The following is a 12,442-nucleotide window of genomic DNA, read 5'->3' as shown; positions in this document are numbered from 1 at the left end:
GAAAAGATAATTCCCTGAAAATATTGGCTGATAAAAAAAGGATTACTGAGCTTAACAAATCGCTATTCCTACAAATTACGATAAACATCCTGGCGGCTTCCAATTCTTATCAGAATTACTAACAATTCCAAATCCCGAATTTCGTAAATAACTCGGTAGTCTCCCACTTGAATCCGGTACTAATTTTCTTGTCCTTGTAGCTTTTTTACTCCTGAAGGACGCGGGTTTTCGGCTAAAGTATCGATTCTATGCTGGAGACGTTCCTGAAATTCCCTAGACAAAGCGTTGAATTGCTTCTGGGCTGGGCGCGAAAACTCTATTTAGTAAGTCATGACAGCCCTAATTCTGTCTTAATCGATTCCCAAGAAACAGTTCCTTCCTTTTCTACCGCCGCCATTATCTTTTGGGACTCAGCTATGTCAATTCTGTCCTCCTCCTCTTCAATTAAACGCTCTAAAAGATACAAATCCTTAAGGGAAATCAAAGCAGCTACGTTTTTTCCGTTGTGCTGTAAAATAACAGATTCTCCAGAGACTACCTGTTTAACAAGGTTAACCAGGTCTTGATGAACCTCAGTTAAATTGAATCTGGTGATGTCATGGTTGTCGTTCACGATGTCAACTCTTAATAGTTCTATCGCCTTACTTTTGCGGTGTGCTATCGCCGTATTTAATTAAAAGCGCGATCGCTATACTCACCGCAAAAATTAAAACCATACTCAAAGACGAGCCAAATCCCCAATTCTGAGTTGCACCTAAAAACTGGTTATAAATCAAGCGGGATATCGTCATGCTGGAGGCACCGCCCAGCAATTCCGGATCGACAAAATCCCCTAAAGTGCTAATAAATACTAGCAAAGAACCCGCAGCAATTCCCGGTAGCGTTTGAGGGACAGTCACTTTCCAAAAAGTGTCAATCGGATTCGCCCCCAAATCGGCAGATGCCTCCAGCAACCGCCGATCCAGTTTTTCTACAGAAGCGTAAAGAATTAACACCATGTAGGGCAAATAACTGTAACCCATCCCAATAAATACGGCTGAACTCTGGTTGAGCAACTCCAAAGCAGGAAGTCCTAAAGCCGTTAACATCGTGTTCAGGACACCCGTAGGGCGCAAAATTGTAATCCAGGCGTAAGAACGCAGCAGCGATGATGTCCACAAAGGCAAGACAAAGCCTAGCAGCAGCAAATTTCGCCACTGTTTCGGTGCCATTTGACCAATCCAGTAGGCAACCGGGAATCCTAGTAAAAGACAAACGATTGTAGTGCCAATTGCAAAGAATAGCGATCGCGCGATCACCTGCAAGTAAACTAGCTGAAATACCAGCGCATAGTTATCCAAACCGCTAGGATTCACCACATCCCCAGGTCGGATTCCTGGCACTAAACTCAGCTGAAAAATCACCAGCGTTGGCAGCACTAGCAACAAAGCCAACCAGATCCCAGCAGGGCCAAGCAGCGCCATTGGTTCCAACCACTTCAAGCCGGGGCGTCCTTTGCTGCCAATTAGCACTGGCGATTCTACAGTTCCATCAGAGGGAGTGGGATTGGGAATAGAGGGAGGGGAAGTTGGGGTAGACACAATAGAAAAGAGTTTTGAGTGCGTGAGTGCGTGAGTTTTAAGTTAGTAATGAAAGATGATTGATATGAAGTATCGATTATTGCTTCAATTCATAATTCAAAACTCAAAATTATTTAATGTTAGCTGCTCGTCAATCGAGTCCAATAAGATTCATAAACTTCGGCAACTTTTCCAAGTGGTGCCACGCCTTCACATTGGGCAAGTACCGACTCTGGGGGAAATAAAATCTGATTGTTACGGATTTCATCTGGTAACTGGTTGTAGCCAGCTTGATTGGGTGTCGCAAAACTTAAACGTTCGCAAATCTGGGCGGCGACATCAGGTTGCAGCATAAAGTTGATCCAGGCATAAGCTGCTTCTGGATTGGGAGCGGTTATTGGAATGACCAGAGTGTCAGTCCACACCGAAGAACCACTCCGAGGAATTAGATACTGTAAGTTTTTATTTTCTGGAATAATTTCATTGGCATCAGATGAAAATCCCATCGCCAGCAGCAAATCCCCAGTTAAAATTTGAGTTTTCCAGGCATCAGAGGTGAAAGAAGCGAGCGCGGGTTTGAGCGCTACTAACTTTTCATACGCCTGTTTAATTTGCTGCGGGTCTTTTGAGTTGTAAGAGTACCCCAGCATTTTCAACACCGCACCCATGACTTCCCGAACATCATTCAGCAAGGTCATCCTTCGAGACAGTGCCTGCTGATTGTCCCAGAGATAATTCCAATCTTCTGGCGGTTGCTTCAGCTTTTGGGTGTTGTAAATTAGACCAGTTGTTCCCCAGCTCAGGGGTACGCTGTAGCGGTTTTCTGGGTCATAGACGGGATTTTGGAAGCGGGGAAACAGCCGATCCAAACCTACGATGCGGGAGCGATCTAATTCACTGAGCAAGCTCAGTTCTACCATCTTTCTCACCGTATAGTCAGATGGGTAAATAATGCTGTAGTCCCCGCCTCCCAACGCTTGAATCCTGGCTAGCATCGCTTCGTTGGAATCATAGACATCAGCAATGACCTTGATTCCGGTCTCTTTGGTAAAGCGCTTTAACAAATCCTCATCTGTATAGCCCGCCCAAGTGTAGATATACAACAACTTGTTGTTGGATGTATCGGAGTTGGCTGGTGCCGAGCGCACTTGGGCAAGCGTCCAGCCGCACCCAGACATTGCCAGTCCGAGGGTAGCGGCAGCTGACGTTTGTAAAAACCTACGTCGTGTTGGGTGTTTTGGGGTCGTCTGTTGAGCAGTTGGAGGCACGGGATTCAGCAAAATTGCACTTGTATAAACTGTATTCAGCCCGGTCGGTTCCGGGAATGTCGCGCCTGTGCATTGTCTCTAAGCATTCATTGCCAGACAATCGGTAGCCGCCCAGTGAGCATAGATGGGGGTATGGAAGGCAGGCTCAATACCCACAGTATTCATCTGCCGAACTGTTAAGCGATCGCCTAAAAGTAACTCCACCACATAATGAACATGGGTTCCCATGTACATCACATGCTTCAGACGACCTTCAAAGCAGTTGATTGGCATCGCTGGCGGATACAGACTCAGCTGAATCTTCTCTGGACGCACGCATACCACAACCTCCTGAACACCAATCGCATCCCAAGGCTCCAACGGCTGCACTACAATTGGCAAACCGCTTTTGGTCACAACTTTCACCGTTGAGTAGTCAGAAGCTTCAATCCGCCCCTCAAACAGATTGGTATCCCCAATGAAATCCGCCACAAATGGCGTTTTGGGATGCTCGTAGATTTCAGTAGGCGAACCAATTTGCTCAATCTTGCCCCCGCGCATTACCGCAATCCGGTCGGAGAGACTCAGCGCTTCCTCCTGGTCGTGCGTCACCATCACAAACGTCAAGCCCAGGTCTTGATGTAAATTGGATAATTCCACCTGCATTTGTTTACGCAGCTTCAAATCCAATGCCCCTAGGGGTTCATCCAGCAAAACCACCGCTGGACGATTCACCAGCGCCCGCGCTAAAGCCACTCGTTGCTGCTGTCCCCCGGAAAGTTGGGAGGGAAAGCGGTTGGCATAGGTTTCCATTTTGACCAGCTTCAGCGCTTCTTGCACTCGCTCGGCAATTTCTGTTCTGGGTCGCTTTTTAATTCGCAATCCGAAAGCAATATTTTCCCAAACGCTCAAATGGCTAAACAAAGCATAGCTCTGAAAGACAGTGTTCACCGGACGCCGGTGGGGCGGCACATGGTTCATGGTCTGCCCCTGAATCAGCACCTCTCCCGCCGAGGGAGATTCAAACCCAGCCATTAAGCGCAGAGTTGTGGTCTTGCCACAGCCAGAGGGACCTAGAATACTGAAAAATTCTCCTCGGCGGATCTCCAGATCAACCCCCCGAACCGCTGTTTCTCCATTGAATACCTTAAAAACCTTGCGGAGTTCCACATCCAGTTCATTTGTAGTCTCCGGAGAGCGTTGTTCTGCTAAAGAAGTTTGAGACATAGTTGATGATTCCCAGTCGCGATGCCCCACAGAGTTTTGAATTGCTCAACACACGCCGTCGCGTCTGTTTTGTGAAGGCTGAGCCGATGATGCTAGGTTGAGCGTTGATTGCTAACTTTGGTTTATTTTAGCTGTCGGACTCAGTCCTATTGCGATTCGCTTAAAAATTTGCCATTCTCCGATGCGTTGAACCTGAAAAAGTACAAGTGATTCCCGCTCTCTGCGAGATCCCATTTCCACGGCACCGCCGCTTCATCTTATTGAAGTGTGAGGATACACTATGTAGGAGCAATCCCTCTGTGAATTGCCGCCCACTGAAAATACCTTTTGTTTGCCTGTTTAGAGCCAATTTATCCAGCCTCCTGCTATGACCTTAATCGCTCAGTCTTCCTCAATTGGGCGTCAATCGACCCCCCGAACTGTGGGCCGACGCTTCCAATCTGTAATTTTCATGCTGGTCGTTACCTTACTCTTGGTGGGTGGGATTGGCTCTCGTTTAGTTTATTTACAACTGGTTCAGGGGGAACGTAACCGACAACTGGCAGAAAACAATCGGATTCGTTTGATTCCCAAACAGCCAGCACGAGGCACCATTTTCGACCGCAAAGGCAGAGTTTTGGCAAGCAGTCGGCTGTCTCACTCGGTTTTTTTGTGGCCCATCGCCCGCAAGCAGAAGGAGTGGCCCGCTACCCTCAGACGCCTTTCAGAGCTGTTAAATGTTCCTCAGAGCGAAATTCAAAAGCAACTAGAAAAAGCCGGTTATACCTCTACCTCGCTGTTACGGATTGCTCGTGACATCAATCCTGCCCAAATTACGGCGCTGGAAGAGTACAGGAGCGAACTAGGGGGCGTAGAGGTGGATATTGAAGGGGTACGGAACTACCCCAACGCTGAGGTGGCAGCTCACGTCTTAGGGTATACGGGGGAAATGAACGATGAAGAGCTAGCTTTGATGAGAGATCAAGGCTACCGCTTGGGTGATGTGATTGGTCAGATGGGTGTGGAGGCAGCTTTTGAAAAACCGCTACGGGGGGAATGGGGCGGTCAACAGGTTGAGGTAGATGGTGCGGGTCAAGTGTTGCGGATTCTCGGTCAGAAAAAGGCAAAGGCTGGGAAGGATGTGCATTTAACGCTGGATCTGGATTTGCAGAAGGCAGCGGAGCGGGCACTGGGCGATCGCAAGGGCGCAATCGTGGCAATGGACCCCAACAATGGGGCGATCTTGGCGATGGTTAGCCGTCCCGCCTTCGATCCCAATGTTTTCTCTAAGCGGATTACCCCAGAAACCTGGAAGAAAGTGCAAAGTAAGGGCAACCCCTTCGTCAACCGCGCTTTAAGAGTCTTTCCACCGGCGAGTACCTTCAAGATTGTCACGGCTAGCGCGGGTCTTCAATCGGGTAAATTTTCTCCGAACACGGTATTAGGAACCTATCCTTACTTAACCGTCGGCGGGATTCGGTTTGGGGAATGGAACCATGCTGGATTTGGCCCCTTGGGATTTGTCGGGGCGCTAGCGATGAGTAGCGATACTTTCTTTTATCAGATTGGCAGAGGAGTGGGCGGTCCTACCTTGATTGAGTGGACTCGGAAGTATGGCTTTGGTCAAAAAACGGGGATTGAGTTATCTTCAGAAGAACTGCCAGGGTTGGTTGCGGATGCCGCCTGGAAGCAGAAGCGATTGAAGCAGGAATGGACAGTCGGAGACACGGTAAATATGTCCATTGGTCAGGGTTTCTTGCAAACGACGCCGCTACAAGTTGCCGTAATGTTTGCGGTTCCTGCAAATGGTGGCTATCGAGTTAAACCTCACCTGCTGAAAGATAATGAGGCGTCCAAAAATTGGCGAGAGTCCTTGAATATGAAATCAGAAACGGTGCAGGTGCTGCGCCAAGGGCTGCGGCGCGTTGTGAGTAGCGGTACTGGGAAAGCGGTGAATGTGCCAACTCTTCCCCCAGTTTCCGGTAAGAGCGGTACGGCAGAGGCTCCACCGGGTCTGTCTCACGCCTGGTTTGGTGCTTATGCGCCAGCGGACAAGCCAAAGATTGTGGTTGTGGCTTTTGTGGAACACTCTGGAGGCGGCGGCGGTAAGGTGGCAGCCCCGATGGTGTTACAAGTTTTGGAGGCTTATTTTCAGGTCAAGAAACCCGCTAAACCAGCTAAGTAAGTTGTGAGGGGTCAGTTGTTAGCGTTTGGGTAAACAACTGACAACTGACAACTGACTCCTGACTGCTATCAATTTCTCTGCAACGACCTAACTTCGATGACGCCGTTGGGTGCGAACACCACGCTGAATTGGGCGAGGGGTTCCTGGGGGACAGCGTCTGGCGAGTTGCTCGGCTGGAATAATTTAGGAAGGGGAGTTTCATCCTCGTAATCAAAGGCTGGTTGATTTTTTGGCTCGTAATCGGCGACGACACCGTCTTTGGTTACGGCGACGCGGTATTGTAAACTCCTGGGGAAACTGGGAGTGCCTTGCCAATTTTGCTTGAGTTGTTCGGAAAGCCGATCTTTCAAACTTCCTAGCTGAGTGGGATCGGTAATTTCTGGGCCCAGACTGGGTTTTTCTTTATACCCATACCAGGGACTCACTTGCGGGACGCCTCGCCTAGTAAATACCACCCGGAACTGAGCGAGCGGTTCTTTGGTTCTGTCGCTACCAGTGGCGGGGATATAGAGCAATTCTGGGAGCGGGGTTTCTTCTAAGCGATCGCCTGCTGCTGAGTTAACTGGCTTGTAACCCACCACGGCTCCGTCTTTCCCCACACCCACGCGATAAACTAACTCTTGCCGAAACTGGCGGCGAGTCGTCCACTTTTGATAAATGTTGTTTTGCAGTTTCCGTTGTAAGAAGTACAGCTGGGTGGGATCGGTAATCTCCGGTGCTGCCGTCACCAGGGTTTCTAAGTCGGCAGCTTCAGCGCTGGATGGCGTCGGGCTTGTCGTAGGCTGCTCGGACGCCACGGGGCTAGCAGGCGTCGTCGAGCTGGAGTTGGGCTGAGGCAAAGGATCTTTGGGATTCTTGACTTCGGGAGGGGGAATCATGAAAAACGCGATCGCTGCCAATGCCAAACTCGTAACCCCAACAGCTGCCGGTGCCGCACGTTGTGCCACCGGCACTTCAGCCTTCGCATAGCGTTTAGAAACCGGCGCGATTGACAGCATGATGTCTGGCAGCGTGCGACCATCAGCCAGGAACTGATCCACAGCCTCCACCAAATCAAACAGCTGTACCGTCGTGATATCAACTTGCCTCGCTGGGACGGTTGTGGATGCCCCAGAGCTATGAGTCGAGTCGGCACTACTTCCTGGCGACTGAACAATTAACCGATGCAGATGGTCATCTACTTTTTGAAACTGCACTAAGCTCGGCTTGTCCTTCAGACTATGCGAGTGAGGCACCCCACTCAAGAATTCTTGAGCATAGTTGCTGGCTGCTGTCACCAGGCTTTCAAAAAAGTCACGTCCTCCCGTTAATGGCTTCTCCTTACCCGCAAAATGGCACTCAGCATTAACCAGGATAGACATTAAGGGTCGGGTGTCCACCTGACCAGCAGCTGTAGCATCGCTTAACCCTTCTAGGATCAGCGTGCAATTAGGCAGACTGTACGGACGGCGAATAGTCATTTTCAGTTGGTAATTGGTAATTGGTAATCGGGAAAAAAGTAATTGGTAATTGGTAACTGGTAATTGGGGAAAAGTTCTAAGTTTTGAGGGTTGAGTTTTCAATTCAAGAACTTTCTTTTCGTCTCAAAACTCAACACCGATGCTCATAACTCTCATTACCGATTATCCCTTTTCCATGAAAGTTACACTTCTCCATCAAAAAGACTACTCCAAAATCTTTGCATTCCAGACGTTCCCGTACAAAATAGCAGCTCGCTTAACAGCTCAATAGCCAGATTGTTTAACTTCTCATCAGAGTTATAGGCAGTGACACCAGCGCGGCGCGGATTCATTCGACTCCGGAAGTGAGCGCGGAACCTTTCTAAATACTCAGACAAGCGAAAATGATGTTCCAATGGCACCTGCTTGTCACGCAGTTGTTGATAAGCCAGTAGCAGCTGCCGGATTAAGACGGTTAACCGCCGCGCTAGATGGCAGACTACGATCACCATCGCTTTGGCTTCATCTAGGGTTAGCAAACGGCGTGTATAAGATCGTCGTAGCGGGTTGGTGCTTCGGATTCGCCATAGGTGTACCCGATTTTTGATAATTCCCTGGAGTTCCAAATCCTTAGCCACTGTCAGCATTGCTTCAGACCCTCCCAATTCCAGGGCTTCTATTGCTAGTAGCATCAGGTCAATTTGTAGCCGAGTTCGACGCGGACACCCACTAGACGAAATCGGTGGGTCAGGGAGATTGTCTAAAATCAGCGGCATTGACTCTTGCGGAGGACTGTTTAATGGCATTACGCTCACAGAAAGATTCATTCCAAATAGCAGGACAGTTGAACTGGTTGATGGCTTGCACGGGCTACAACGAATTGCATACGGGAATCAATGACTTTTGACGGTTACATTTGTGTCCATCTGCGATCCGATTATTTATATGCCCAGCTGGATTTTACTAAAATCAGGATGTCGCGATCGCCATTGCAGCTTCGGGCAGGTGGATGACTTCGGAGGTGGTTGTACTTGAATCATAAGAGACACGACTACTCACTCGCCTCAATAGCCGCCCGCTGGCTCTTGAGTGTCAGGAATGCTCCAAAACCGTGCAGCCTTCTAGTGTACGATTTTCCAGGTATATCCTTGCACATCTGGGGTAGATCCTGCCTCTGTGATGCAACGGATACCGAGTTCACTTACAACCCTCTTTTCACGAGCTGCTATGGATCTTAAGTCTCTGATACGCGACATTCCAGACTTTCCTAAACCAGGAATTCTGTTTCGGGATATAACGACGCTACTGAGCGATCCCGAAGGACTGCGCTACACCATTGAAACCTTAACCGAAAAGTGCGCCCAGTTGTCTCCAGAGTACGTCGTCGGCATGGAGTCGCGGGGTTTTATTATTGGGGCACCTCTGGCATACAAACTGGGAGTTGGGTTTATCCCCGTCCGGAAGCCTGGAAAGTTACCAGCTGCCGTTCACACGGTTGAGTATGAATTAGAGTATGGGATGGATCGGCTGGAGATGCATCAAGACGCCCTACATCCCGGAAGCCGTGTTTTGATTGTGGACGATCTGATAGCGACGGGTGGAACCGCAACTGCTACGGCTGAGCTGGTGCAGAAAATTGGCTGCATCTTAGTGGGATTTGGATTTATCATCGAGCTAAGAGATTTGGGTGGGCGTCAACGACTTCCTGATGTGCCAATTATGACGCTGGTTGAGTATTAGGGAGCAAATGCTAATGGCTAATGGCTAATGGCTAATGGAAAACCAGCTATTAAACAATTAGCGATTAGCAACTTACAAAAAATTTGGCGATATGGGATTCTGTATTTCATGACTTCTACTAGAAATTCTTCAGGTCAGAATGGGTTGACGGCTAGTTGGAATTTGCTCAAAAGGCTGGTTACGAGTGAAACTTTTCTCTACGTGGCGAAGCGGCTATTACAGGCAATTTTGACTTTGTTTCTAGCCTCGACGCTGAGTTTTGCAATTAGTCAGATGGCTCCGGGAGATTATTTAGATACTTTGAGGCAGAATCCCAAAATTTCCCCGGAACGGATTGAGGAACTCAGACAACAGTTTGGTTTGGATAAACCGGCGGTTGAACAGTACCGACGGTGGCTGTGGCAGATTTTGCGCTATGGCAATTTTGGTACGAGTTTTGTCTATCAGCGTTCGGTATCATCGCTGTTGTGGGAGCGGATTCAAGCGACATTGGAGCTAGCGATCGCTTCGGTGATTCTGACGTGGGCGATCGCAATTCCACTGGGGATCGTCGGTGCGGTTAACCAAAATCGCGCTAGCGATCGCCTCTTGCAAGTGTTGAGCTACGCCGGACAGGGATTTCCCAGCTTCATCACGGCTCTAGTGCTGCTAATTTTCGCACAGTACACTTCACCCCTATTTCCAGTCGGTGGCAGAACCAGCATCAATCACGCCGATTTATCCTGGTTGGGCAAAATTTTGGATATCGGTTGGCACATGATTTTGCCCACCCTGGCGCTGAGTGTCACCAGTTTTGCAGGTTTGCAGCGAATTACCAGAGGAGAATTACTGGATGTTCTCCGCCAAGACTACATCCAGACAGCTCGTGCTAAGGGACTCCCAGAAGACCGGGTGATTTATGTTCACGCCCTCCGCAATGCGATTAATCCCCTAATAACGCTCTTAGGATTTGAGTTTGCTAGCTTGTTAAGTGGGGCATTTATTGCCGAATTTTTCTTCAATTGGCCTGGATTAGGGCGGTTAATTTTACAGGCAGTCACTATCCAAGACATCTACTTAGTAATGGCAAGTTTGATTATGGGGGCAGTTATGCTGATCGTCGGCAATCTTTTCGCCGATTTATTGCTTAAGGTAGCCGATCCGAGAATTAAGCTGGAAAATCTTAAATGAGGAAATGGCTAATGGTTTCTTCCCGCCCAATTACCAATTACCGATTAGCCTACTAGCTTTGCATTTACTATGTTTTCCCAAGTTTATTACCTCATCCGTTCGAGAGCTGATGGTCAATATCTTTTAGCTCAACCCGATAGAAGTTCTTCATCAACTAGTGGCTACTTGTTGATGTTTGGCGAACATTTTGATGCGCTAAGCTATCTCAATGCCCATGCCCCAGATGTCAGCGATCGCTTCGCTGTCGAGTCAATCTCTGGAAGCCAGGTAAAAGGGTTGCTGCAACGGTGGGGATTTAAGGGAATTGGTATGGTTGAAGACCCACTATTACCCAAAATTCAGTTTTTATCGCCGAGTTAAGCCAAATTATTGACTTCTGTTGCCTTTTCTAAAGATTTATTGCAAGTATACCTAGGTATAGATGTCAGAAGCTCCAAAATTTGAGCAAATAAGAGAGGTCGTTCAGGCAGTTGTTTGGTCTGAACTGGTCAAGAAACTTAATAGTGCTAATTTCGACAAATTAGGAGAGAGGTACTGTATGAAATCGATCCGCTTCAACCTGTCTGCCTGGGTACGTCCAGTACGTATGGCGATCGCTGCTTGTTTTTGCGCTTTACTAATGTTTAGCTATGCAACCCCAGCCTACAGCAGCACAAAAACCCCCGCAGGATATAGCGGCACCAACAGTCGCCCCGGAGACGGAGAAGCCAATCTGACGAAGATTGAGGAGAAATCACAAAAGGCGGTTCTGAAAGACCCCTATTCGCTTAAGGAAACTCAGAAGGAAGCAAGCCAGGGTCTGAATGAAATTCAAGGAGCCGCTGATGCTGACAAGATGAGTACCAACGAAAACTCGCAAGGTGTGGAGTCAGTTGAACAAAAAGTTCAGAAGGCTCTGGAAGGCATTTCTGGCAAAGACTAAGGAGACGGTATTTGCTCAAGACTGAGTGCCCTAGTATCTGCTGAGTGCGGATGCAGGGTCTCATCATCAGGGCAACTCCGCTGGGGTTGTTCTTGATGTTATATAGGGCAGGCTCCTGCCTGCCTTGTTTTTTTGGCTGGCGATGCTGAACTGCTGACTCGTTGGAGCGTGTGGCGGCAATAAATGCCCTAGAACTGGAGTTTTACTGTGGTTTGGGGTCTACGTTCAGTCTTTAAAGCGCGGATATGGGTAAATTTCCATACATCCTGAACGCTGACAACAACGAATCCTAAAGCCTCTAGGTCAGTTTGGAATTGAGCGCGATCGCTAAATGTTGAAGTTGCCTCGATAATATGAAGCTGACCATCCAGTTTCAGAGTGCGGTTCGCCTCCCGCAGGTAATCGGTGAAATTCGCTCCCATGAGTGACAGGCAGAAAATCGCTACATCCAGCCTTTCATCGTCAAGGGGAACGTGAGCGATGTCGCAGGCGATAACGTCCGTATTCACCGCAACATGGTCAAAGCTGTAAACTGTATGGCGATCTGAAACCGCCTCAGCCAGTTTTGCCTCACCACAACCGAAGTCCCCGATAGTGTAGCCGCTACGTTGTTGGCACCAGCGAATCATCTCTTGATAAGGGATGATCGCCCAATTTTTTCTTGACTCGGTGTATAAAGTATGATATCGCGACCACTCCTCTGGATTCTCCTGTAGGCGTTGGTGAGTAGTTTCGCTTTGGGTTTGGTTCCAGTGGCGGGGCGGAAAAGTCGCCGTAACGCCGCAGTCGTCGCTGCACGTCTGCTGGGTCGTTATCTGGAATTGGAATTACAATCTTCGGACGGGTGATAACTTCGACAACGCCCGCTTCGAGGCTTTCTAGCCAAGCGATCGCATCTTGATAGGCTTGGGCAGGCGATCGCAAGTATCCCTCTGGAACTACACCGTCAACAGCAGCATCAGCGATGGACTTTT

Annotated in this window: 13 protein-coding genes; 5 read left to right on the top strand and 8 right to left on the bottom strand. The window is 48.7% G+C overall.

Translation table 11 applies throughout. The features are described 5' to 3' along the window. Positions 1 to 68 precede the first annotated feature (68 nt). The 5 genes from AC2VDX_RS06045 to AC2VDX_RS06025 all read right to left on the bottom strand — a co-directional run bounded on the left by AC2VDX_RS06045 (position 69) and on the right by AC2VDX_RS06025 (position 4,033). Positions 69 to 167, bottom strand: coding sequence for a type II toxin-antitoxin system RelE family toxin (locus AC2VDX_RS06045; RefSeq protein ID WP_378174284.1), 99 nt, complete (start codon positions 165 to 167; stop codon positions 69 to 71). Between the two features lie 161 nt (positions 168 to 328). Further along, on the bottom strand, positions 329 to 613 hold the full coding sequence (locus AC2VDX_RS06040) for a type II toxin-antitoxin system prevent-host-death family antitoxin (protein ID WP_378174286.1): 285 nt from the start codon (positions 611 to 613) through the stop codon (positions 329 to 331). Positions 614 to 641: 28 nt separating this feature from the next. After that, positions 642 to 1,511 carry an ABC transporter permease gene (locus AC2VDX_RS06035; protein ID WP_378174630.1) on the bottom strand — a complete coding sequence of 290 codons (870 nt, stop codon included), beginning with the start codon at positions 1,509 to 1,511 and terminating at the stop codon, positions 642 to 644. 188 nt (positions 1,512 to 1,699) lie between these two features. After that, positions 1,700 to 2,827 carry an ABC transporter substrate-binding protein gene (locus AC2VDX_RS06030; protein ID WP_378174288.1) on the bottom strand — a complete coding sequence of 376 codons (1,128 nt, stop codon included), beginning with the start codon at positions 2,825 to 2,827 and terminating at the stop codon, positions 1,700 to 1,702. Between the two features lie 78 nt (positions 2,828 to 2,905). Then, positions 2,906 to 4,033 (bottom strand): ABC transporter ATP-binding protein, encoded by a 1,128-nt coding sequence (locus AC2VDX_RS06025; RefSeq protein WP_378174291.1) that lies wholly within the window; start codon positions 4,031 to 4,033, stop codon positions 2,906 to 2,908. Positions 4,034 to 4,400: 367 nt separating this feature from the next. Between AC2VDX_RS06025 and mrdA the strand changes: the two genes are divergently transcribed. After that, positions 4,401 to 6,197, top strand: coding sequence for a penicillin-binding protein 2 (gene mrdA / locus AC2VDX_RS06020; protein WP_378174294.1), 1,797 nt, complete (start codon positions 4,401 to 4,403; stop codon positions 6,195 to 6,197). A gap of 68 nt (positions 6,198 to 6,265) precedes the next feature. On the opposite strand, the gene AC2VDX_RS06015 is transcribed toward mrdA, so the two are convergent. After that, on the bottom strand, positions 6,266 to 7,657 hold the full coding sequence (locus AC2VDX_RS06015; RefSeq protein WP_378174296.1) for a DUF4335 domain-containing protein: 1,392 nt from the start codon (positions 7,655 to 7,657) through the stop codon (positions 6,266 to 6,268). A gap of 182 nt (positions 7,658 to 7,839) precedes the next feature. Then, positions 7,840 to 8,463, bottom strand: coding sequence for a DUF3038 domain-containing protein (locus tag AC2VDX_RS06010; protein WP_378174298.1), 624 nt, complete (start codon positions 8,461 to 8,463; stop codon positions 7,840 to 7,842). A 400-nt stretch (positions 8,464 to 8,863) separates the two neighbouring features. Here AC2VDX_RS06010 and AC2VDX_RS06005 point away from each other — a divergent pair, with 400 nt between their 5' ends. The 4 genes from AC2VDX_RS06005 to AC2VDX_RS05990 all read left to right on the top strand — a co-directional run bounded on the left by AC2VDX_RS06005 (position 8,864) and on the right by AC2VDX_RS05990 (position 11,468). Beyond that, positions 8,864 to 9,376: an adenine phosphoribosyltransferase gene (locus AC2VDX_RS06005; protein ID WP_378174301.1), complete on the top strand. Its 513-nt coding sequence runs from the start codon at positions 8,864 to 8,866 to the stop codon at positions 9,374 to 9,376. A 108-nt stretch (positions 9,377 to 9,484) separates the two neighbouring features. Continuing rightward, positions 9,485 to 10,546, top strand: coding sequence for an ABC transporter permease (locus tag AC2VDX_RS06000; RefSeq protein WP_378174633.1), 1,062 nt, complete (start codon positions 9,485 to 9,487; stop codon positions 10,544 to 10,546). A gap of 69 nt (positions 10,547 to 10,615) precedes the next feature. Further along, positions 10,616 to 10,906 carry a hypothetical protein gene (locus AC2VDX_RS05995; protein ID WP_378174304.1) on the top strand — a complete coding sequence of 97 codons (291 nt, stop codon included), beginning with the start codon at positions 10,616 to 10,618 and terminating at the stop codon, positions 10,904 to 10,906. A gap of 178 nt (positions 10,907 to 11,084) precedes the next feature. Further along, positions 11,085 to 11,468, top strand: coding sequence for a low temperature-induced protein (locus AC2VDX_RS05990; RefSeq protein WP_378174307.1), 384 nt, complete (start codon positions 11,085 to 11,087; stop codon positions 11,466 to 11,468). A 188-nt stretch (positions 11,469 to 11,656) separates the two neighbouring features. On the opposite strand, the gene AC2VDX_RS05985 is transcribed toward AC2VDX_RS05990, so the two are convergent. Then, complete coding sequence (locus AC2VDX_RS05985) at positions 11,657 to 12,283, bottom strand: methyltransferase domain-containing protein (RefSeq protein ID WP_378174636.1); 627 nt, start codon at positions 12,281 to 12,283, stop codon at positions 11,657 to 11,659. Positions 12,284 to 12,442 lie beyond the last annotated feature (159 nt).

It is taken from the genome of Coleofasciculus sp. H7-1 (assembly GCF_057473865.1).
Note: the sequence above shows the minus strand (reverse complement) of the source record. Positions and strands in the feature narration are given on the sequence as shown.

What these genes read in the sequence shown, in the direction of transcription:
- AC2VDX_RS06025 (WP_378174291.1), bottom strand. Translation starts at nt 4,033, where the DNA reads ATGTCTCAAACTTCTTTAGCAGAACAACGCTCTCCGGAGACTACAAAT.
- AC2VDX_RS05990 (WP_378174307.1), top strand. Translation starts at nt 11,085, where the DNA reads ATGAAATCGATCCGCTTCAACCTGTCTGCCTGGGTACGTCCAGTACGT.
- AC2VDX_RS06000 (WP_378174633.1), top strand. Translation starts at nt 9,485, where the DNA reads ATGACTTCTACTAGAAATTCTTCAGGTCAGAATGGGTTGACGGCTAGT.
- AC2VDX_RS06010 (WP_378174298.1), bottom strand. Translation starts at nt 8,463, where the DNA reads ATGAATCTTTCTGTGAGCGTAATGCCATTAAACAGTCCTCCGCAAGAG.
- AC2VDX_RS06005 (WP_378174301.1), top strand. Translation starts at nt 8,864, where the DNA reads ATGGATCTTAAGTCTCTGATACGCGACATTCCAGACTTTCCTAAACCA.
- AC2VDX_RS05995 (WP_378174304.1), top strand. Translation starts at nt 10,616, where the DNA reads ATGTTTTCCCAAGTTTATTACCTCATCCGTTCGAGAGCTGATGGTCAA.
- mrdA (WP_378174294.1), top strand. Translation starts at nt 4,401, where the DNA reads ATGACCTTAATCGCTCAGTCTTCCTCAATTGGGCGTCAATCGACCCCC.
- AC2VDX_RS06015 (WP_378174296.1), bottom strand. Translation starts at nt 7,657, where the DNA reads ATGACTATTCGCCGTCCGTACAGTCTGCCTAATTGCACGCTGATCCTA.